This is a genomic window from Massilia frigida, from assembly GCF_011682175.1.
Taxonomy (GTDB): Bacteria; Pseudomonadota; Gammaproteobacteria; order Burkholderiales; family Burkholderiaceae_D; genus Telluria_A; species Telluria_A frigida.
This window is the reverse complement of record NZ_WHJG01000003.1, coordinates 217196-238856: the sequence shown is the minus strand read 5'-3', so window position 1 is coordinate 238856 and position 21661 is coordinate 217196. Positions and strand designations below refer to the sequence as shown.

The window sequence follows — 21661 nt, the reverse complement described above, 5'->3', positions numbered from 1 at the left end:
GAAAAACGCACGCCCCCGGCGTGCGTCCTCGACTGCTACCAGCGATTACTGCACAAAGCGGATCTGGCGCAGCTTGTACTTCACCCCCTGCTGATCGCCCCACTTAGGCAAGGTGCCGAACGGCATGCCGATGTTGCGCAGGTCAAAGCACGGATCGGCCGCCGCAATCAGCGCGCTGACCTTGACCGTGACCGGCGTCCAGCTACCCGCGGCCGGACGGCCGAACAGATGATCGCCCGACTTGCAATTGCTGCCCGGGCTTTCCATCTTGACCGCCAGGCCGCCGCTGTTGGCCCCGTAGCTGCCGACATTGATCTCGAACTGCAGGGTGCCACTGGCGAAGTTGCTCAGATTCACAGGCGTGCCGGTGATCATCACCAAGCCGTCGCCACCGTCGGCGGCGAAGTGCAAGTCCAGCCCATCAGCGGGCGTCATGCTGGCCTTGGTGTGGCTGCCATTGGACGAGTAGGTGCTGAGCACCAGGTCGCCCGTCAGCGCGCCCGCATTGAACACGCCGTAAGTCGGCCCCGGCAGCGGCGGCCCGACGACCACCGGTGGCGGCACCAGGCTGGCGCAGGTGGCGGCATCGGCATCCCTGGCCGCGCCCGGCACCCAGCGGATGTTGGCAAACGAGGCGACAAAAGCTTGCTCGGTATAGACCAGGAATGGCGTATCGATCAGGGTGAAGTCGGCGCCCTTGGCGCCAAAGCAGGACAGCGGCAATTTCACGGTACGCTTCACCTCCAGCGGCAAGCCCTTGAACAAGGTCGTGCCATCCACCTCGCCCGCGCAAGGGTGCTTGCAGTCCACCCGCATTTTCACCGCGCCGGCCGGCGCCTTGTGCACGATGGTGTCGAACACCAGGGCCGCGTCGGCGTTGAGGTAGTTTTCACGGTCGGCCGTGGTGGCCGCTTGCGAATAGAACTGGCCGGCGCCGCTCCAGGTGATTTTCTTGCCGTCCTGCTGGATAGTGATCTGGGTGGTCTCGGCCTTGACGTTGGGCAGCGTGGTGACCGCGTTCAAGTCGGCGCCCAGCGCCAGCGACCAGGCGCTCGGGTCGCCGATACGGGCCGTGTAGGGCGCCTGGTCGGCCGAACGGAACACCTCCAGATCGCTACTCGCCTGGCTGCCGTTGGCGGCGGACTGGGCGCAACCCAAGGTCGGCGCCGTTTCGTCGAGCTTGGCCAGCCGGGTATCGTCCGCGTAGCGCATGCCGAAGCCATAGGCAAACAGCGGATCGTAGTTGGGGTCGCCTTTATTGGCCATCTGGCAAGCCGTTTTCGGCCAGGAGAACGACAGCTTGCCGTTCATGTCCAGATTGACGTCGCCATTGTCCTTGCGGAACAGGACATCGGTGACACCCTTGCCTTCGGTGCCGGGCAACCAGGCCACCACGAACGCGCTTGAGCGGTTCAGTTCCTTGTTGACCCAGACTGGACGGCCGGTGATCAGTACGCTGACCACCGGCACGCCCTTGCCGCTGACGGCATCGAGCACGGCCAGGTCTTCCGGATGGCGCCGCGCGTGCTCCAGGGTGCCGCTCCTGCCGATGTCGCCCACGCCTTCGGCGTACGGGGTTTCGCCGATGACGGCGATGACTGCCTTGAAGTCGGCCACGTTGACGTCCGCGGCGTTCTGGCGGTAGACCACGTTGGCGTCGCCAGCCACCGATTTGATCGCCGCCAGGATGCTGTCGGCGTTCGGGAAGTCGGCATTGGTATTGGCCGTTCCCTGCCAGGTAAGCGACCAGCCGCCGGTTTGATTGGACAGGCTGTCGGCGCTTTTTCCGACCACCAGAATCTTTTCACCGCGCTTCAGTGGCAACACCTTGTTATCGTTTTTCAGCAGCACCAGCGATTTTTGCACCGCTTCGCGCGCCAGGGCACGATGCTGCAGACGGCCGGCATCGGTGTAGGGGCGTTCGAGCGGCGCCTTGGCGGTCATGATGCCGGCGCGAAATTTCACGCGCAGGATGCGGGTGACGGCATCATTGATGCGCGCCAGTGGAATGTCGCCCTTGTTGACCGAGGCGATGGTGTTGTCGATAAACTCCTTCCACTTTTCCGGGACCATGATCATGTCGACGCCGGCATTGATCGCTTGTGGGCAACTGCCGTCGCTGCAGCCCGCCACCTGGGCGTGGCCGTTCCAGTCACCGATGACGAAGCCGTCGAAGCCCATCTTGGTCTTGAGCACATCGGTCAGCATCTCTTTGCTGCCGTGCATCTTACCGACCTTGATCTGCAAGCTGTCATTGTCCCAGCTGTTAAACGAGGCCATCACGGTCTGGGCACCGGCGCCCAGGGCGTGGTAATACCCTTGGCCATGGATGTTGATCATGTCGTTGCGGCTGGACAGGTTGACGCCTTGATCCCTGCCCAGGTCGGTGCCACCGTCGCCCATGAAGTGCTTGGCCGTGGCGATGACGTTGCCGCTGCCGGCAAAATCGTTCTGCAAGCCCTTGACCATTTCGCGCGCGTATTTGGTGACGATCAAGGGATCTTCGGAATAACTTTCATAGGTGCGGCCCCAACGGTCATCGCGCACCACCGCGAGGGTCGGGGCGAAGGTCCAGTCGATACCGGTGGAAACCACTTGAGCGGCCACGGCCGCGCCGATGCGGCGCATCATGGCCGGATCGTTGGCAGCGCCCAGGCCGATGTTATGCGGGAACATGGTAGCGCCGAACACATTATTGTGGCCGTGCACCGCGTCGGTGCCCCAGATCACCGGGATCTTGACCTTGGAATCGGTGGCCATCGACGCTTTCCAGTACGCGTCGGCCAGCTTGACCCACTCTGCCGGGGCGGCCAACTTGTTGTTACCCGGGAAAGAACCACCGCCGTTCAGCACCGAACCGATGTAGTACTGGCGCACCTGGTCCGGGGTGATACTCTTGATTTCCGGCTGGGTCATCTGTCCGACTTTCTCCGCCACGCTCATCCCGGCAACGATGGCGGCGATGGCCGATTCGGTCGCCGGATCTTTCTTGATATCGCTGGCCACGTTCGGGAAGTCGCTGTACTGCGTCAGCGCGTCGACGGGCGGCTTGGGGGTGTCCGGCTTGGCCGGGTCGCTGTCGCCATCGCAGGCGGCCAGCATCGCGCCACAGACGGCCGCTGCCAGGCCGGTCCGGATCAAGGTAGCTAACTTGTCTCGCATATTATTTGTCTCCTGATTGAATGGCTGGGGCCCGGCAGTGCTGCCGCACGTTGCCGGGCACCCAGGCGAGGACGCGCCAGCACCTGTGCAAACCGAAATTGGAAGCGCTTCCCATCGCGTTTTCATTATTTATCAAAATTGACTAAAAAGATAATATTTTCTGATCAATTTTCGCACTGGACGCAGTCGCCCCGGAAACGCCAGGCGCAGCCCTGCCCGAATGCCATGCCATGTTTCAAGCAATAACGATGGATGCGACGGGGAGGGAAACAGGCAGGGGCAGCGCAGCCAGGGCGTGCCCGGTCAGGCTAGACGAAGACAGGCTCGGTTTCGAGCGCGACGCCGAAACGCGCCAGCACATCGGCCTGGATCGCACGCGCCAGCGCGCGCACCTCGGCACCGGTCGCGCCGCCGCGGTTGACCAGCACCAGCGCCTGCTTTTCGTACACGCCGGCCGCGCCCAGGCTGCGGCCTTTCCAGCCGCATTGGTCGATCAGCCACCCGGCCGCCAGCTTTTCGCTGCCGTCGCCCTGGGCGTGGTGCACCAGCGCCGGATGCGCCGCCAGCATGGCGGCGCACTGCGCTGCGCTGACCACGGGATTCTTGAAGAAGCTGCCGGCATTGCCGATCTGCACAGGGTCGGGCAGCTTGCGCCGCCTGATCGCCACCACCGCGTCGCTCACCTGCTGCGCCGTCGGCACCGCCAACCCCGCTGCGGCCACTTCCTGCGCCAGTTCGGCATACTTGAGATTGGCCACCCACGCGCGCGGCAGCGCGAAGGTGACGTCGACAATCACCAGCCCCGCTCCGCCGGCATGCTTGAACACGCTGTCGCGGTAGCCGAAGCGGCAAGCCGCCGCATCCATCACCCGCAAACGCCCGCTGGAGAGCTCGAACACGGTCAGCGCGTGGAACAGGTCCTTCACTTCGGCCCCATAGGCGCCAATATTCTGGATCGGCGACGCTCCCACCGTGCCGGGAATGAGGGCCATGTTTTCCAGCCCGCCCAGCCCCTGCGCCAGGGTCCATTGCACGAAGCCGTGCCAGTTTTCGCCGGCGCCGGCGCGCACCAGCATGCTGCCGCCCTCCTCGCCCAGTACCTCGCGCCCTTCGATCGCCATGTGCAGCACCACACCGTCGAAGTCGCCCGTGAGGACGATGTTGCTGCCGCCGCCAAGCAGCAGGCGCGGCAGCGCGGCGAGGACGGGATCGGCCATCACCTGCGCCAGCTGTTCGACCCGGGTGAGCTTGAGATAGGCGCGCGCGCGCGCGTCGATGCCGAAGGTATTGACAGCGCGCAGGGAAAAATCGGGCGAAATGACTAGGTCTGGTTGCATGAATGAGCGTCGTTTAAGCATTTAGGGGGCCAATCCGGTAAAAAACCGGGTCAGCACAGGGGCGCCGCCCCGGTTGTCCGTTAAAATATCGGCATTCTACATTTTGCAAGTAAAAGGATCCCATTATGCCGTCGTTTGATGTCGTCTCCGAAGCAGACATGATCGAAGTGAAAAACGCAGTCGAACAATCGAACAAGGAAATCACCACCCGTTTCGATTTCAAGGGCAGTTCCGCCAAGGTCGAGCAGAAGGATACCGAACTGACCGCCTTCGCCGATTCCGATTTCCAGCTCTCGCAAGTGCGCGATGTGCTGACCAACAAGCTGGCCAAGCGCAAGGTCGATGTGCGTTTCCTCGACGAAGGCAAGATCGAGAAAATCGGCGGCGACAAGGTCAAGCAGGTGATCAAGGTAAAGAACGGCATCGAAACCGACGATGCCAAGAAGATCGTCAAGGTCATCAAGGATAGCAAGATGAAGGTCCAGGCCAGCATCCAGGGCGAGTCGGTGCGCGTCACCGGCGCCAAGCGCGACGATCTGCAAGCGGCCATGGCCATGCTGCGCAAGGATGTGCCGGATATGCCGCTGGAATTTAATAACTTCCGCGATTGATCGTCCAGCACGATCAATCGGCGCTTTTCGGGTCGCCAGATCCGGAAATCACCGACAAAATGGCGGTATTTGCCGCCGTTTTGCTCGCTGGATAGTCGATCACCCGGTCAGTCCCCGGCGTGCTTGGGGTAGAATTGTAGGTGCGCAAGCTGGCTGCGGCAGCCGCGCCAGCGCACCAGTAAACTTGGCAGTCTAAGGATAGCAATGAAACGTGTTGATGATTTCCGCCTGCGTCTGGGCAACAAGGAATATGTGCCCATCATGATCGGTGGCATGGGCGTCGATATTTCGACCTCCGAACTGGCACTGGAAGCGGCGCGCCTGGGCGGGATCGGGCATATTTCGGATGCCATGGTCGAGGATGTCTCCGACCGCAAGTTCGACACCAGCTATGTGAAAGACAAGACCAAGACCTATAAGTTCAACATCAATAATATGGACAAGGCGGTGGTGCAGTTCGACCTGGCCCGCCTGGCCGATGCCACCCGCCGCCACGTGGGCGCGACCATGGAAGCGAAACGCGGCGATGGCCTCATTTTCGTGAACTGCATGGAAAAGCTGACCATGAATTCGCCGCGCGAAACCTTGCGCACGCGCCTGTCGGCCGCGCTCGACGCCGGCATCGACGGCATCACCATGTCGGCCGGCCTGCACCTGGGCTCGTTCGCCCTGATCGCCGACCATCCGCGCTTCCGCGACGCCAAGCTGGGCATCATCGTCTCCTCGGTGCGCGCGCTGCAGATTTTCCTGCGCAAGGTAGCCAAGCTGGACCGCCTGCCCGATTACATCATCGTCGAAGGCCCGCTGGCCGGCGGCCACCTGGGCTTCGGCATGGATTGGGCCGAGTACGACCTGCATACCATCATGGATGAAATCCATGCCTACATGCGCGCCGAACAGCTCGATATCCCGCTGATCGCCGCCGGCGGCGTGTTCACCGGCACCGACGCGGTCGGCTTCCTCGAAAAAGGCGCGGGCGGGGTGCAGGTGGCAACCCGTTTCACCATCACCAACGAGTGCGGCCTGCCCGACAAGGTCAAGCAGCAGTACGTGCGCGCGACCGAAGACGACATCATCGTCAACGGCATTTCGCCAACCGGCTATCCGATGCGCATGCTCAAGAGCACGCCGGCCATCGGCGCCGGCATCCGTCCCGGCTGCGAGTCCTACGGCTATCTGCTCGATGCCACCGGCAACTGTTCCTACATCAATGCGTACAACCGCGAAGTGCTGGCCAATCCGGACAGTAAAACCGTGGTGGTGATGGACAAGACTTGCCTGTGCACGCACATGCGCAATTTCAATTGCTGGACTTGCGGCCACTACACGTACCGCCTCAAGGACACCACCCACAAGCTGGCCGACGGCAGCTACCAGATGCTGTCGGCCGAGCACGTGTTCCAGGATTACCAGTTCAGCGTCGATAACCAGATCGCCTTGCCTGAGCGCCAGGACATCGTCCTGGCCTGATCCCTGCCTGATCCACGCCGGCGGCCACGCGCCCGCCGGCGTCACCACCGGCCATCTTTTCATGTAATTTGCCGGCTGCGGCGAACCACCGCCCGTTTGGCCTGTCCAACCTCCTTCATCACGAATGGAGAGGCGCATGCCCGCCAGCGAGAACGCCACGTTTGCCGCCTTGCTGATCGATGCAAGCGGCCAGATCATTACCTGGAACAGTGCTTGCGAAACAGTGCTCGGCATTGCCGCCGCCGATGCATTGCGCCAGCCCCTGACTGCCCTGCTCAGCGACGACAGCCGCCGCCACTATCAGCTGCGCTGGACTGCCTTTCCCAACGAATGCGATGCCGCCGAGCTGGAGTTCGTACGCGCCGATGGCAGCCATCACAAGGCCGCCCTCACCCTGCTGCCCCAGTTCGGCACGGACGGCCAACTGAGCCACTGCATTGCCATCATCGACGCCGCCAGCGACGAATCGGACACGGCGGCGGTCGGCCGCATCCCGCTCTCGAGCATCATCGATGTCTTGCCGGGCACCTTTTACGTGCTGCGCGAGGATGGCAGCTTTGCGTTGTGGAACAAGATGCTGGAACAGGTCACGGCCATGAGTTCCGACGAGGTCAGCCGCGCGAATGCGCTCGATACGTACGACCTGGCCGAAAAGCGCATCATCGCCGCGAACATCCGCAATGTCTTCGAGCATGGCATCCAGATCATGGTGGAAGCGAATTATCTCGACAAGTACGGCCACGCCACGCCCTACCTGCTGTGCGGGGCGCGCATCAGTTGCCGCAACCGCCACTACCTGTGCGGCATGGGCCTCGATATTTCCGAACGGCGTACGCAGGAAGAGCGCTTGCGCCTGCGCGAGCGCGCCCTGCATGCCACCAGCAGCGGCCTGGTGATCACCCGCTGCGCCGGCGCCGACAATCCGATCGAGTACGCCAACCCGGCCTTCGAGCGCATCACCGGCTACGGCGCCGACGAAGTGATGGGGCGCGATGCGCGTTTCATGGGCGTGCCCGGCATGGATGAAGACGAACGCGCCCAGCTGCGCGCGGCCGTGCGCGAGCGGCGCGAGGTCAACGTGGCATTCCGCAACCGGCGCAAGAATGGCGATATTTTCTGGAACGACCTGACCATCACGCCCGTGAGCGATGGGCGCGGCAAGGTCACCCACTTTATCGGCGTCATCAACGACGTGACGGCCGTCAAGCAGCGCACCGCCCACCTCGAACACGAGGTCAACCACGATGCGCTGACCGGACTGGCCAACCGCACCTTGCTGTGGGACCGGCTGGAACAGGCGCTGCACATGGCCCAGCGCAACAAATCACTGGTGGCCACGGTTCTGATCGACCTCAACGGCTTCAAGCAGATCAACGACAGCTACGGCCACGAAGCGGGCGACGAAGTGCTCAAGATGGTGGCGCGGCGCCTGCAATCGTCGGTGCGCGAGAGCGATACGGTGGCGCGCCTGTCGGGCGACGAATTCGTGCTGGTGCTGGTCAACCAGCCCTCGCTGCGCTACACCCTGCGCATGATCGAGCGCCTGCGCGTGAGCATGTCGCAGCCGGTCAGCTTCAATGCGACCGACATCGCGGTCGGCGGCAGCATCGGCGTGAGCGTGTTCCCGCACGATGGCAGCGGCGCGCTCGACCTGGTGCGCGCGGCCGACGTGGCCATGTACCACGCCAAGGCGGCCAAGACGGGCGAGGTGCATTTCTTTTCCGCCGACATGAAGTCGACCACCCAGGCCAAGCAAAAACTCGAAGACGCCATGCGCGGCGCGCTCGAACATCACGAGTTTTTCCTGCTCTACCAGCCCCGCATTTGCCTGTGCCGCGGCCGCATCCTGGGGCTGGAAGCGCTGCTGCGCTGGCGCCATCCCGAACTGGGCGTGCTGGCGCCGGCCTCGTTCCTGCCGGAAGCCGAGGAAAACGGCATGATCGCCGCCATTGGCGACTATGTGCTCGACGAAGCGTGCGCCTTCATGCAGCGCATGAACAGCGCCGGTCTTGCGCCGCTGCCGGTGGCGGTCAACGTCTCGCAGCGCGAATTTTGCCGCCCTGGCTATGTCGGGCACGTCGCCGCCACCCTGGAAAAATACCGCATCGCCCCGGCCCAGCTGGAACTCGAATTGCGCGAAGACTGCCTGCATGCCAACCAGCACCTGGCCGTGGAAGTGGTGTCGCAGCTGAGCGAGCTGGGGGTGCTGCGCGCGGTCGATGCCTTCGGCGGCGGCTTGTCGAACCTGAATTTCCTGCAAAAGCTGCCGCTGACCCACGTCAAGCTGGCCAAGCTGGCGACGCACCAGATCACGGCCGATGCGCGCAGCGGCGCCCTGGCCAAGGCGCTGATCGACGTCGGCCACGATCTTGGCGCCCGGGTCATTGCCAAGGGGGTCGAAACGCGCGTGCAGATGGAGTTTTTACGGAACAACCTGTGCGATGAACTGCAGGGCACGTATTTCAGCGCCCCGCTGGCCGAGCATGCCTTGCACGACCTGCTGGTCGCCGCGCCGGCGGCCTGAGGCGGCCGGCTCGCGCTGCGCGGCCGCCGCCCACGCCACGCTCAGCCTTCGCTGGTGATGCGCTGGATCAGCGCGCCCAGCACTTCGCCGGCCAGCTCGTTCGAGACTTGGCAGGTGCCGGCGTTTTCATGCCCGCCGCCGCCGTATTCGAGCATCAGCGCGCCGATATTGGTGCGCGCGCTGCGGTTCAGGATCGATTTGCCGGTGGCGAACACGGTGTTCTGGTTTTTCAGCCCCCACAGCACGTGGATCGAGATATTCGTTTCCGGGAACAGGGCATAGATGATGAAGCGGTTGCCGGCGTAAATCGTTTCTTCTTCGCGCAGGTCGAGCACGACCAGGTTGCGGTGCACGGTGGCACAGCGCCGGATTTGCTCCTTGCACATGGCGTTATGCTCGAAGTACAGGTCCATGCGCTCCCTGACGTCGGCCAGGGCCATGATGTCATCGATCGTATGGTTTTTGCAATAATCGATCAAGTCCATCATCAGGGCGTAGTTCGAGATGCGAAAGTCGCGGAAGCGTCCCAGCCCGGTGCGCGCATCCATCAGGAAGTTGAGCAAGTCCCAGCCGTGCGGGTCGAGCACTTCCTGCTGGTTGAAGCGGGCCGCGTCGCCCTTGTCGACGGCGGCCATCATGTCGAACCAGGCGGCCGGAAAGACCGAGGCGCCGCCGTAGTAGTCGTACACCACCCGCGCCGCCGAGGGCGCTTCGGGATGGATGATGTGGTTGCCGCGCTCGCCGGTGTTGCGGATGGTTTCGGACAGGTGGTGGTCGAAGGCCAGGTGCACCCCGGCCGCGTACGGCAGGTTGGTGGTGATATCGCCATCGCTGACCACGATTTTGCCGTCCTGCATATCCTTGGGATGGACGAACAGGATATCGTCGATCAAGTCCAGGTGCTTGAGCAGGACGGCGCAGACCAGGCCATCGAAGTCGCTACGCGTGATCAAACGGTATTTTTTTGCATCGGCAGACATGACATCCCCTTAATCAGGTGCAACAGCAGGCCGGCCGCGACCGGTTCTATCCTTTATCATACCGCGCAAAGCGGCCGCTGCGGGGCGATCGCGGGCGGCGCGCGAGCGACGGACCACAAAGCGCGTGTCGTGGGCGCCACGGCGCGCGCCGCGCAGCCCACTCCCCGGATCATGCAGCCTGTCGCAAACGCCGCGCGCTGTCCAGGCGAGCGTCCTAAAGTTACAACATCTCATCAGTATTCGTCGCCACGCGGCGCTTTTTGCGGCGATGGGAGAGCGGAGCAGTTACACTCGCCGCTTGCACAAATCTCTCAAAATCTCACGGAAATCTCTCACCATGGAAGCACGCCGCCCTCCCGAGCCAACCATCGCGACCGTCCTGGCATGGCTGCACCGCGCCTTCGACGGCACCGCCACGTGGGTAACCCAGCTATCGTGGTGGAAGTTTTTCCTGTTCGCGGCGCTGGCCCTGATTGCCGCCTCAATCCTGCAAGACGAATTGTTTTCGGGCACGGACGTGGTCGAGGTGCGTCCCGAACGCAAGCGCGACAAGCACGAAGGCAACATCATCTTCGACGACAGCGGGATCAGCTACAGCCCGCCCAAGAAGCGCAGCCTGCCGGCCGAGCCGCCCGAGCCGCCGGAAGCGCCCGAGCCAGCCGAGCCGCCCCAACCGGGCGCGAAGCCGGCCGAGCCGTCCTATCCGGGCGCAAAACCGGCCGAGCCGACCGTGCCGGAGCCACCGCCGGTGGCGGTGCTGCCGGGCGCGGCCGATGGCGAAGTGCGCGTCGCGCTGCCGCCGCAGATCGTGGAAGGCTTGTCGAGCGCAATCGAGGCGGCCGTCGAGAATGCAGCCGAAGAAAAAGTGAAGGTGTATCACGGCCAGGCCTCGACCTGGTTCAAGAGTTTCATTTCGCTGCTGGTACTGGCCCTGTTCGCCACCAAGGCGCTGGTGGGGAGCAAGAAGCGCGCCGAAGCCGAAACCCAGACCGCCAACGCGGCCGCCGAGCGCGAATCGATGCAGCGCCAGCTATCCGAGGCGCGCATGCAGATGATGCAAGCCCAGGTGGAGCCGCACTTCCTGTTCAATACCCTGGCCTCGGTCGAGTACCTGATCGAAACGGACCCGCCGCGCGCTTCGGCCATGCAGCGCAGCCTGATCCAGTACCTGCGCGCGGTGCTGCCGCAGATGCGCGACAACGCCGTCGTCACCAATCTCGGACGCGAGGCGGACATGGTCAAGGCGTACCTGAGCCTGCTGAAGATGCGGATGGAGGAGCGCCTGCGGGTCGACATGCAGATTCCCGAGGGTTTGCGCAGCGCCGCCTTTCCGCCGATGATGCTGCAGTCGATGGTCGAGAACGCCATCAAGCACGGCCTCGAATGCAAGCCGGAAGGCGGTTCGCTGCGCATCGTCGCCGAGGTGGCGCACACCAAGCTGCGCGTGATCGTCAGCGACGACGGGGTCGGCTTCGGCGTGTTTCCCAGCGACGGCACCGGCCTGGGCCTGATGACGATCCGCGAACGCCTGAAACTCTTGCACGGCGACGCAGGCCAGCTGCACATCGCGGCCAACGTGCCCAGCGGCGTGATCGCCACCATCGAAGTGCCCTACCATGTGTCGAAGTGAGCGGCCAACAAAGACACACCAAGGAATCGATTGATTAAAGCCGGGTTTCATTGAATAATTGGCACTCTTGCCTTTCACCAGAACCGGACCATGCCTACCGCTATTATTGCTGACGACGAAAGATTGATGCGCGACCAGTTGCGCCTGCGCCTGAACCAGGCGTGGCCCGAGCTGGAAATCGTCGGCGAGGCGAAGAATGGCGACGAGGCGATCGAGCTGGTCGGCCAGCTCAAGCCCGACCTGACCTTCCTCGATATCCGCATGCCGGGCAAAACCGGCATGGAAGCGGCGCGCGCCATCGGCGCCGGCAGCAACATCGTGTTCGTCACCGCCTATGACCAGTACGCGGTCGAAGCCTTCGAGCGCGGCGCCGTCGATTACGTGCTCAAGCCGCCCGAGGCCGAGCGCCTGCAAGTGACGGTGGACCGCCTCAAGGCGCGCCTGGCCAAGCCGAAGGAAGCGGTCAACGACAGCGTCACGGCCATGCTCTCGCAGCTGGCCGAGAAAATGGCGGCGCCCAAGCCCACCTACCTGCAATGGATCCAGGCCAGCATCGGCCAGGACTTGCGCATGATTCCGGTCGAGGACATCCTGTTTTTCCGCTCCGACGAAAAATACACCTGCGTGCAGACCGAGCGCTTCGAGGCGCTGATCCGCAAGCCGGTGCGCGACCTGGCCGAGGAACTCGATCCGGCCCTGTTCTGGCAAATCCACCGCGCCACCCTGGTCAACGTCAACGCCATCGAAGGGGTGACGCGCGATATCCGCGGGCGCCACCTGGTACTGATCAAGGGCAAGCCCGACAAACTGGAAGTGAGCCGCAGCTTCCTGCACCTGTTCAAGCAGATGTGAGGGTGTCCCCTGCCGCGCCGGCGCGGCGCGGCGCCCTTTCCCCGTTCCATGCACCAGCGACCGACACGCCATGAGACCCTGTATCCTGCCGCGCAGTGCGCTGCGCCCGCCACGCCGTTTGTCGCGCCGTTTGTCGCGCCGTTTGTCGCGCCCTTTGTCGCGCCTCAAGGCGTGTTCTTACCCCGCTTTTACAATCAGCCTACGGTCCGCGTCCCGCGGGCCATCGACGGCAGGCGCGCATGGCACATCAGCGTTCTTCCCGCTTCCTGAGCTGGGGTCTGGTCATGTTCGTCCTCGGTTTGCTGGGCGGTCACTCCCTCGCGCGCTTGTTCGCGTATAACCGCTGGCCGCGCTTTGCGCGCAGCCACAGCCGCGAGATCATCCAGAACGCGAGCGAAGCGATCATCTCCACCGACGATACCCAGACCATCGTGCTGGCCAATCCGTCGGCTGCGGCGATGTTCTCGACCACCGTGGAACAGATGCAGGGCAGTCCGCTGCAGCAATTCATCGCCCCGCTGCCGACCGTCACCGGCGACGCCGCGCCCGCCTATTTCGGCGACGTGGCCGGGCGCGCGGGCCGCCGCGCCACCGATTACGCCGTCACCGGCGTGCGCGCCAGCGGCGAAACCTTCCCGCTCGAAGGCTCGATTTCCAGCATGATCGAAGCCGACCGCACCATCTACACCATCATCCTGCGCGACGTGACCGAGCGCCAGCAGGTCCAGGAAAAGCTGTCGCGCTCGCATGCGCAGCTGCGCCAGCTCTCGTCGGCCCTGCAAACCGTGCGCGAGGAAGAGCGCGCCCACATCGCGCGCGAGCTGCACGACGACCTCGGCCAGCTGCTGGCGTCGCTGCGCATGGACCTGAACCTGCTGCAAAAGGAACCCGGCGCCGGCAGCAACGGCCAGCGCCTGATGAAAGGCATGGAAGAGAACCTCCTGACCGCCATCACCTCGCTGCGCCGCATCGCCACCAACCTGCGCCCGCGCGCGCTCGACGAAGGCGGCCTGTATTTCGCGCTGCAAGGCTTGCGCGACGAATTCGTCGAACGGCACGGCATCGCCTGCGCCCTGTTCGCCGACGAAGCCGAACTGCGCCTCGACGACGCCGCCAGCACCGCCATTTTCCGCATCGTCCAGGAAGCGCTGACCAATATCGCGCGTCACGCCGGGGCCAGCAATGTGACCATGTATGTCTACCGCATCGATGGCCAGCTGCTGGTGTCGATCCGCGACGACGGACGCGGAATCCAGGCCTCCGACATGGAAAAAGCGCAATCGCTCGGCCTGATCGGCATGCGCGAACGGGTGTGGGGAATGAAGGGCGAGATCAGCGTCAGCAGCGACGATCCGCCCGGAACCCGCATCGATATCGTGCTGCCGTTGCCCGAAAGCACGCATGACGACGCTGCCGGCGAGCGCGGCGCCGAGCACGCCACCGGCGCACCAGAACGGCCCCGCCCGCTGCCGCCCCCGGCCCCCTGAGATTTCCCAGACCGCCCGTAACGACGGGCGCTATGCGGCGCCGCACCATTTATCCGAAGTCACATTTAGTGCACCCGAAGCGTGCAATTGAACGGTATTGACGCCCTGTTCCGGGGCAAACCAAGTCTGTCTCTTTTTCACCACATTTCACTTTGTCATGGATTTGACATACGTGGAAGTTATAATTACGTCCGATTAAGAGCAACCCTGGTTAATCGACACTTATCTGTGCAACTTTTTGGAGATTCATATGCAATGCAAACTGATGGCCGCTGTCCTGGCCGCTGCAATTCCTCTGTGCGCTTCCGCTCAATCGAGCGTCACGATCTACGGCGTGGCAGATGCCTCCCTGGCGAAAGAAGACACGGACGTTAAGGGCGGCAGCCGTACGGTCGTCAATTCCGGCAACCAGTCGACCAGCCGTGTCGGATTCCGTGGCGTTGAAGATCTGAGCAATGGCCTGAGCGCTGTATTCAACCTCGAAGCTGGCGTCGCACTCGACTCCGGCGCGGGCGACAGCGTCCTGTTCGGCCGCCGCGCGGTGGTTGGCCTGAAAGGTGGCTTCGGCACCGTGATGATCGGCCGCGAATACACCCCAATCGCTGACGTCGCTAACGCAAGCGATATCAACGGCCAGGGCTTCTACGGCAGCAACTTGAGCTCGTTCGGCGGCGCAACCCGTCTGACCCGTCGCATCAGCAACTCGGTCAACTACAAATCGAACTCGATGGGCGGCGTGATCGTCAGCGCCGGCTACGGTCTGGGCGAACAGGCAACCGGTCCTTCGCAGGATCTGATGGGTCTGGCAGTTGAATACAAAGCCAACAACATCTACGTTGGCGGCGGTTACCACGTTGTTGAGCGCCTGGCTTCCGGCGACGACAAGGAAATGATCGTCGGTGCAGGCTTCACCATCGGCCCAGTCGAAATTCGCGGCAACTACATGGCTGCCGACCCAACCGGCAAGGGCAACAAGTACGAGCAGATCAACGCCGGCTTGTCGTACACCTTCGGCAACAACAAGATCTACGGTAACGTCCAGCAAAACAAACTGGAAGGTGGCGCCAAGGGTAACGGCGCTTCGCTTGCTTACTCGTACGCCCTGTCCAAGCGCACCAACGTGTACGCTTCGTACGCAATGCTGCGTAACAACGACAAAGCAACCTTCGGCATCAACTCGGCTGGCTCAAACGTCACTCCACCAGCAACCGCGTTCGGTGCTGATCCAAGCGCGCTGGCAGTTGGCGTTCGTCACTCGTTCTAAATTCACTGGCGCGTTCAGGCGCGCTTAGCTGAAACAAAAACCCCGCAAGTTGCCTCGCAGCTTGCGGGGTTTTTTTCATGCTTGCTTGCACGTTTGTGCGCATTCATGTATATTTGTGCGCACTTTATCCCGTTTGAAGATGCGCATGCCGACCGATCCCCTCCTCTTGCAGGAACGCCACGCCCTCATCCTGCAACGCCTGCAAACCGATGGACGGGTGCTGGCGCCCGACCTGGCGCAATGGCTGCAAGTGTCGGAAGACACCATACGGCGCGATCTGCGCGACCTGGCCGCGGCCGGCCTGTGCCAGAAAGTCTATGGCGGCGCCTTGCGCATGGAGCTCCCCGCCGCCCCGGGCGGAACGCCGGCGCAGCGCCGCAGTGCCCAGGCAGGCCGCAAAGCGCGCCTCGCCGCCGCTGCCGTGCCCTGCGTGGCGCCCGGCAGCGTGGTCTTCATCGATGCCGGCTCGACCAATCTGGCGATCGCGTCCGCGCTGGGCGAACAGCGGCTGACCGTCATCACCAACGCCCCGGCGATTGCCGCCGCGCTGATCGACAAGCCGCTCGTCGAACTGATCGTGATTGGCGGGCGCATCCACGCCGAGACGGGGGCCAGCATTGGCGCGACCGCCATGCGCGAACTGGAATTGATCTGCCCCGACCTGTACATCCTGGGCGCCTGCGGCATCGATGCCCAGGCCGGCATCAGCGCCATCCATTTCGAGGAAGCCGAATTCAAGCGCCGCGTCGCCGCTCTCAGCAAGACGGTGCTGGTCGCCACCACCAACGACAAGGTCGGCACAGCCGCGCCGTACGCGGTGCTGGCGGCGGCCAGCCTGACCGAACTGGTCGCCGAGCACGATATCGATGCGCGCCAGGCCGACGCCTTCGCGGCGCGCGGCGTGCGCGTGCTGCGCGCCGCGCAGCCCTGAGTTCCCTCCGTTTCCGAAAGACGCCATGCTTGACACCGGACCACGACAGCGCCTGTCCACCCGCCTCGCTTTTCTGGCCGCCGGGCTGGCCATGTCGGCCTGGGCGCCGCTGGTGCCGCTGGCCAAGCTGCGCCTCGGCCTGGGGGAAGCGCAGCTTGGCTTGCTGTTGCTGTGCCTGGGTGCCGGATCGCTGCTGGCGATGCCGTCCACCAGTTTCCTGACGGCGCGTTTCAGTTGCCGTCCGGTGGTGCTGTGCTCCGGCCTGATCGTCTGCCTGGTGCTGCCCGGGCTGGCTTTCGCGCCCAGCCCGCTGCTACTCGGCTGCGTGCTGTTCGCGTTCGGCGCCGCTATCGGCACCTTGGACGTGGCGATGAATATCCAGGCGGTGGTGGTGGAAAAGAAGAGCGGCGCAGCGCTCATGTCCGGCTTTCACGGTTTGTTCAGCGTGGGCGGCTTCCTGGGCGCCGGCACGATGGCGCTGCTGCTGTGGCTGGGCCTGGGCGCGACCGCGTCCGCCATCGTGCTGGCATTGCTGGTCGCCGCTGTCCTGGCCGGTGCGGCGTCGGGCCTGCTGCGCGAGACCGATGCGCAGGTGCGCGACGCGCCCATCTTCGTGATGCCGCACGGCGCGGTGATCCTGATCGGCGCGCTGTGCTTCCTGTGCTTCCTGGCCGAAGGCGCCATCCTCGACTGGAGCGCCCTGCTGCTGACCGAAGGACGCGGCCCCGCTGCGGGCGCCGGCCAGGGCGGACTCGGCTACGCGGCGTTTGCGATTGCGATGACGCTCGGACGCCTGACGGGCGACAAGGTGGTGGGCAGGCTGGGTGGCCAGCGGGTACTGCTGCTGGGCGGCCTGTGCGCGGCGGCCGGCTTCTTCTGCACGGTGCTGGCGTCGTCGGTAGCGGGCATGCTGGCTGGATTCGTGCTGATCGGCCTGGGCGCGTCGAACATCGTGCCCATTTTGTTCACCGCGGCCGGCAGCCAGCGCGCGATGCCGGCCAGCCTGGCAGTCGGAGCGATCACCACGCTCGGCTATGCCGGCATCCTGGCGGGCCCGGCGGCGATCGGGTTTGTGGCGCACGCCAGCAGCCTGCCCATGGCGTTCGCCGGACTCGGCTGCGCGATGCTGCTGATCGCGGCCAGCGCGAAACTGGGCGCGTCGAGCGCGCCCAAGGCGGTATCGACATGACTTACTTCAGGCGGCAGGTCAGCAGCCAGTAGTATTCCAGGCGTACGATCTTGATCTCGCGCACAGACGAAGCGAGCTTCTTGCGCAGCGCGCTGTCGGATGGATAGGTCTTGGGAATCTCGTAGCGCTCGCCATCGGGCGCGATGCGGATCTGGTAGGTGTTGCCTTCCATATCGGTGCGGGCCACGGTTTCGCTGCTGCCTTCAACGTAGACGTCGTCCAGCAGGACGATGAACATGTCGTCGCCGACCTTGCTGCGCAGTTGCGCCAGGAAGCGTTCCTGCTCTTCGCGCTTGACGTGCGACCACCAGAAGCCGATGAACACGGCCGTGTAGCTGCCGATGTCATCCGGCAGGTTCCAGGCGTCCGCCACCGTGAATTCCACTTTGTCGGCAGGCAGCGCGCGCAGCTTGCCCAGCGCGATCATTTCGGGATTGATATCGGTGGCCACGACCTTGTCGGCCGTGCCGGCGATGACGGCGGTCCAGTAACCGGTGCCGCAGGCCAGTTCCAGCACGGTGTGGCCGCGCAGGGTCTCGGCCACGTGGCCGCGCATGGCGGCCAGGTCGTCCTTGCGTTCCGGCCGGTCGTAGATGCGGTCGTGGTTGGAGGCGCTCTTGGCGTAAAACTGTGCGGATTGTTCGGTGATCATATTTTTCTTGACGTGAGTGCTTGCTGCAAATGCTTTACAGCTCGTAGGTTTCTTTGGTGCCGCTCATGGCCGACTCGACCAGCTTGCGGTTCAGGGTCGGCGCCAGCAATTCGATGAAGGTATAGATATAGCTGCGCAGATAGGCGCCTTGCTTGACGGCCACGCGCGAAATATTCATGCCGAACAGGTGCCCCACCGGAATGGCGCGCAGGTTCTTGTCGCGCTCGGCGTCGAAGGCCATGCCCGCTATGATACCAATTCCCATGCCAAGTTCCACATAGGTTTTGATGACATCGGCGTCGATGGCTTCGAGCAGCACGTCCGGCTTCAGTCCGCGCAGGCCGAAAGCGTGGTCGATCTTGCTGCGCCCGGCAAAGGCGCCATCGTAGGTGATCAGCGGGTAGGTGGCGATTTCTTCCAGCGACACCGCCTTGGATTTGAGCAGCGGATGGTCGGGCGGCACCACCACCATGTGCTCCCATTGGTAACAAGGCAATGTGATCAGTCCGTCAATGCCGGCAATCGATTCGGTGGCGATGGCCAGGTCGGCCTGGTCGCGCTGGACCATCTCGGCGATCTGGCGCGGGTTCCCCTGAAGCAACGACAAGCGTACCTTGGGGTACTTGAGCATGAAGGCTTGCACCACTCTGGGCAAGGTATAGCGCGCCTGGGTATGCGTGGTGGCAATGGTGAAGCTGCCGCTATCCTGCGCCGCGTACTCCTTGCCGATGCGTTTCAGGCTGTCGATCTCTTGCATGATCAGCTCGACGGACTCCAGCACCAGCCGGCCGGGCTCGGTCAAGCCGCGGATGCGCTTGCCATGACGGGTGAAAATGTCAACACCAAGCTCTTCTTCAAGCTCGATAATCGCTTTCGACACCCCGGGCTGGGACGTAAACAAGGCCTTGGCCGCATCGGTCAGGTTGTAATTCTGCCGCACGGCTTCGCGCACGAAGCGTAATTGATGGAGGTTCATTGCTTTTTTGCTCTCGCAGGCCGGAAAAATACTCAAAATAAATATCAACCAGCATTTTATAAGAATGCTTATGCCGGATACGCATATAAGCAAATAAATTCTTAGTCCTTTGGAATAAAGGACGAGTTTATTACTATTGAGGCTAGTTTGGGGACAGTCTCATGCAGTTGCCCCCGAAGAAGCCCAAAAAGAGGGGACCTCGAAAACCGTAGCGAGCGGTGCAAGTTTCGTCAGAGAAGCGCAGCCGTACGAAGGTACGGTGAGCATCGCAGGGCGAAAATTGCGCCGCGCAGCAGGTTTTGCGAGGTCTCCTAAAAATCAGGATGACATATGTACCGTTACGACAAATACGACCACCTCATCGTCAGGGAACGCATCGCGCAATACCGCAGCCAGGTGGAGCGCCGTCTCAACGATGAACTGACCGAAGCCGAATTCCTGCCGCTGCGCCTGCAAAATGGCCTTTACATGCAGCGCCACGCCTACATGCTGCGCATCGCCGTGCCGTACGGCCTGCTGTCCTCGGCACAGATGCGCATGTTCGGCCACATCGCCCGCAAGTACGACCGCGGCTATGGCCACTTCACGACCCGCCAGAACATCCAGTTCAACTGGATCGAGCTCGAACAGACGCCCGAGATCCTCAGCGACCTGGCCTCGGTCGAGATGCACGCCATCCAGACCTCGGGCAACTGCATCCGCAACATCACCTCCGACGAATACGCCGGCGTGGCGGCGGACGAAATCATCGATCCGCGCCCCTACGCCGAAGTGCTGCGCCAGTGGAGCACCTTCCACCCCGAATTCGCCGCCCTGCCGCGCAAGTTCAAGGTCGCCATCAACGGCGCCGTGGAAGACCGCGCCGCGATTGCGGTGCACGACATCGGCCTGACCGTGGTGCACAACGACGATGGCGAGATCGGCTTCAAGGTCATGGTCGGCGGCGGCATGGGCCGCACCCCGATCCTGGGCAGCGTGGTGCGCGAATTCCTGCCGTGGCGTCACATGCTGACCTATATCGAAGCGGTCATGCGCGTGTATAACAGCTACGGCCGGCGCGACAACAAGTACAAGGCGCGCATCAAGATCCTGGTCAAGGCCATGGGCGTCGAGGAATTCACACGCCAGGTCGAGGAAGAATGGGTCGACCTGAAAGACAGTGCCTCCACCCTCACCGACGAAGAGATGGCGCGCGTGGCGGCCTACTTCACGCCGCCAGCCTACGAAACGCTGCCGAACATCGACCTGCGTGCGGAACATGCCGACAACAAGGCCTTCGGCAATTGGCTCACGCGTAACGTCAAGGCGCACAAGGTGCCGGGCTACAGCGTGGTGCTGCTGTCGCTGAAAAAAACCGGCGTGCCGCCGGGCGACGCCACCGCGACCCAGATCGACTTCGTGGCCGACCTGGCGGACCGCTACAGCTTCGGCGAACTGCGCGTCACGCACGAGCAGAACCTGGTGCTGGCGGACGTCAAGCAATCGGCCCTGTTCGCGCTGTGGCAGGAAGCCAAGGCGCACGGCCTGGCCACGCCGAATATTGGCCTCTTGACCGATATCATCTGCTGCCCGGGTGGCGATTTCTGCTCGCTGGCCAACGCCAAGTCGATCCCGATTGCCGCCGCGATTGCCGAACGCTTCGATGACATCGACTACCAGCACGACATCGGCGAGATCGAACTGAATATCTCGGGCTGCATCAACGCCTGCGGCCACCACCACGTCGGCTCGATCGGCGTGCTTGGAGTCGACAAGGATGGCAGCGAGTGGTACCAGGTCTCGATCGGCGGCGCGCAAGGGAACAACGCGGCCATCGGCAAGATCATCGGCCCGTCGTTCTCGGCGCTGCAAATGCCGGAAGTGGTCGACCGCCTGCTGCAGGTGTACGTGCGCGAACGCCACGAAGACGAACGGTTTGTCGACACCGCCCAGCGCCTGGGCGTGGCGCCGTTCAAGGAACATGTCTATGCCACGCCGATCAAGGCGGGCGAACTGGTTGGAGAAGACCACTATGCTTGAGTCACACAAGGAAATCATCAAACAGCGCGCGGTCGTCGCCGACGACTGGAGCGTGCTGCGCCTGGCCGTGCTTGACGCTGAGGCGGGCAGCGCCGCCGACGCGCCCGACACGGTCGTGGTCCCGCAAGGCAAAGTCATCGTCCCGCTGACGGTGTGGCAGGCGCAGCGCGCCTCGCTGGCCGCGCGCAGCGACATCGGCGTGTGGCTCGCGCCGGACGAACGCGCCGAAGCGCTCAAGGACGATCTGGACAAATTCGCGGTGGTCGCCATCGACTTCCCCAAATTTACCGATGGCCGTGGCTACTCGACCGCCTTCAACCTGCGCATGCGCCTGAACTACCAGGGCGAACTGCGCGCCATCGGCGACGTGCTGCGCGACCAGCTGTTCCAGATGCAGCGCTGCGGCTTCGACGCCTTTGCCACGCGCCAGGACCGCAACATCCATGACGCGCTCAAGGGCCTGACCGACTTCTCCGAGGTGTACCAGGCCTCGGTCGACATCAAGGCGCCGCTGTTCCGCCGCCATGAGCGCGACGTGCGCATCGACAGCGCCGACGTCGGCTACGGCATCTGAGGC

16 protein-coding genes are annotated in these 21661 nt (G+C 63.5%); 11 read left to right on the top strand and 5 right to left on the bottom strand.

Translation table 11 applies throughout. The features are described from left to right. Positions 1-45: 45 nt before the first annotated feature. The gene (locus F2P44_RS04970; RefSeq protein ID WP_229423384.1) at positions 46-3162 is read right to left on the bottom strand and encodes a glycoside hydrolase family 3 protein; all 3117 of its coding nucleotides are present in this window, start codon (positions 3160-3162) and stop codon (positions 46-48) included. Positions 3163-3470: 308 nt separating this feature from the next. Further along, positions 3471-4499: a UDP-N-acetylmuramate dehydrogenase gene (gene murB / locus F2P44_RS04965; protein WP_167085565.1), complete on the bottom strand. Its 1029-nt coding sequence runs from the start codon at positions 4497-4499 to the stop codon at positions 3471-3473. 125 nt (positions 4500-4624) lie between these two features. Here murB and F2P44_RS04960 point away from each other — a divergent pair, with 125 nt between their 5' ends. The 3 genes from F2P44_RS04960 to F2P44_RS04950 all read left to right on the top strand — a co-directional run bounded on the left by F2P44_RS04960 (position 4625) and on the right by F2P44_RS04950 (position 9104). Further along, positions 4625-5110: a YajQ family cyclic di-GMP-binding protein gene (locus F2P44_RS04960; protein WP_099881460.1), complete on the top strand. Its 486-nt coding sequence runs from the start codon at positions 4625-4627 to the stop codon at positions 5108-5110. A gap of 204 nt (positions 5111-5314) precedes the next feature. Continuing rightward, a complete protein-coding gene (locus tag F2P44_RS04955; RefSeq protein ID WP_167085563.1) occupies positions 5315-6580 on the top strand; it encodes a nitronate monooxygenase in 1266 nt (421 codons plus the stop codon). A gap of 124 nt (positions 6581-6704) precedes the next feature. After that, on the top strand, positions 6705-9104 hold the full coding sequence (locus F2P44_RS04950; RefSeq protein ID WP_267877579.1) for a sensor domain-containing protein: 2400 nt from the start codon (positions 6705-6707) through the stop codon (positions 9102-9104). A gap of 41 nt (positions 9105-9145) precedes the next feature. On the opposite strand, the gene F2P44_RS04945 is transcribed toward F2P44_RS04950, so the two are convergent. Further along, positions 9146-10084 carry an exopolyphosphatase gene (locus tag F2P44_RS04945; RefSeq protein ID WP_167085559.1) on the bottom strand — a complete coding sequence of 313 codons (939 nt, stop codon included), beginning with the start codon at positions 10082-10084 and terminating at the stop codon, positions 9146-9148. A gap of 337 nt (positions 10085-10421) precedes the next feature. On the opposite strand from F2P44_RS04945, the gene F2P44_RS04940 reads away from it, so the two are divergent. From F2P44_RS04940 to F2P44_RS04915, 6 genes are all read left to right on the top strand, one after another. Then, positions 10422-11714: a sensor histidine kinase gene (locus tag F2P44_RS04940; protein ID WP_167085558.1), complete on the top strand. Its 1293-nt coding sequence runs from the start codon at positions 10422-10424 to the stop codon at positions 11712-11714. 90 nt (positions 11715-11804) lie between these two features. Next, positions 11805-12566 (top strand): LytR/AlgR family response regulator transcription factor, encoded by a 762-nt coding sequence (locus tag F2P44_RS04935; RefSeq protein ID WP_167085557.1) that lies wholly within the window; start codon positions 11805-11807, stop codon positions 12564-12566. 239 nt (positions 12567-12805) lie between these two features. After that, complete coding sequence (locus F2P44_RS04930) at positions 12806-14053, top strand: PAS domain-containing sensor histidine kinase (RefSeq protein ID WP_229423383.1); 1248 nt, start codon at positions 12806-12808, stop codon at positions 14051-14053. 250 nt (positions 14054-14303) lie between these two features. After that, complete coding sequence (locus F2P44_RS04925; RefSeq protein ID WP_167085556.1) at positions 14304-15317, top strand: porin; 1014 nt, start codon at positions 14304-14306, stop codon at positions 15315-15317. Positions 15318-15462: 145 nt separating this feature from the next. After that, complete coding sequence (locus F2P44_RS04920) at positions 15463-16248, top strand: DeoR/GlpR family DNA-binding transcription regulator (RefSeq protein ID WP_167085555.1); 786 nt, start codon at positions 15463-15465, stop codon at positions 16246-16248. A 25-nt stretch (positions 16249-16273) separates the two neighbouring features. Further along, positions 16274-17437 (top strand): MFS transporter, encoded by a 1164-nt coding sequence (locus tag F2P44_RS04915; protein ID WP_167085554.1) that lies wholly within the window; start codon positions 16274-16276, stop codon positions 17435-17437. A 1-nt stretch (position 17438) separates the two neighbouring features. Here F2P44_RS04915 and F2P44_RS04910 read toward each other — a convergent pair whose 3' ends face one another. Continuing rightward, a complete protein-coding gene (locus tag F2P44_RS04910; protein WP_167085553.1) occupies positions 17439-18089 on the bottom strand; it encodes a class I SAM-dependent methyltransferase in 651 nt (216 codons plus the stop codon). A gap of 34 nt (positions 18090-18123) precedes the next feature. Continuing rightward, positions 18124-19065 carry a CysB family HTH-type transcriptional regulator gene (locus F2P44_RS04905; RefSeq protein ID WP_054267074.1) on the bottom strand — a complete coding sequence of 314 codons (942 nt, stop codon included), beginning with the start codon at positions 19063-19065 and terminating at the stop codon, positions 18124-18126. 330 nt (positions 19066-19395) lie between these two features. Here F2P44_RS04905 and F2P44_RS04900 point away from each other — a divergent pair, with 330 nt between their 5' ends. Both F2P44_RS04900 and F2P44_RS04895 read left to right on the top strand, forming a co-directional pair. After that, complete coding sequence (locus F2P44_RS04900) at positions 19396-21084, top strand: nitrite/sulfite reductase (protein WP_167085552.1); 1689 nt, start codon at positions 19396-19398, stop codon at positions 21082-21084. Continuing rightward, positions 21077-21658 carry a DUF934 domain-containing protein gene (locus F2P44_RS04895; RefSeq protein WP_167085551.1) on the top strand — a complete coding sequence of 194 codons (582 nt, stop codon included), beginning with the start codon at positions 21077-21079 and terminating at the stop codon, positions 21656-21658. The genes F2P44_RS04900 and F2P44_RS04895 overlap by 8 nt, the downstream gene beginning before the upstream one ends. Positions 21659-21661 lie beyond the last annotated feature (3 nt).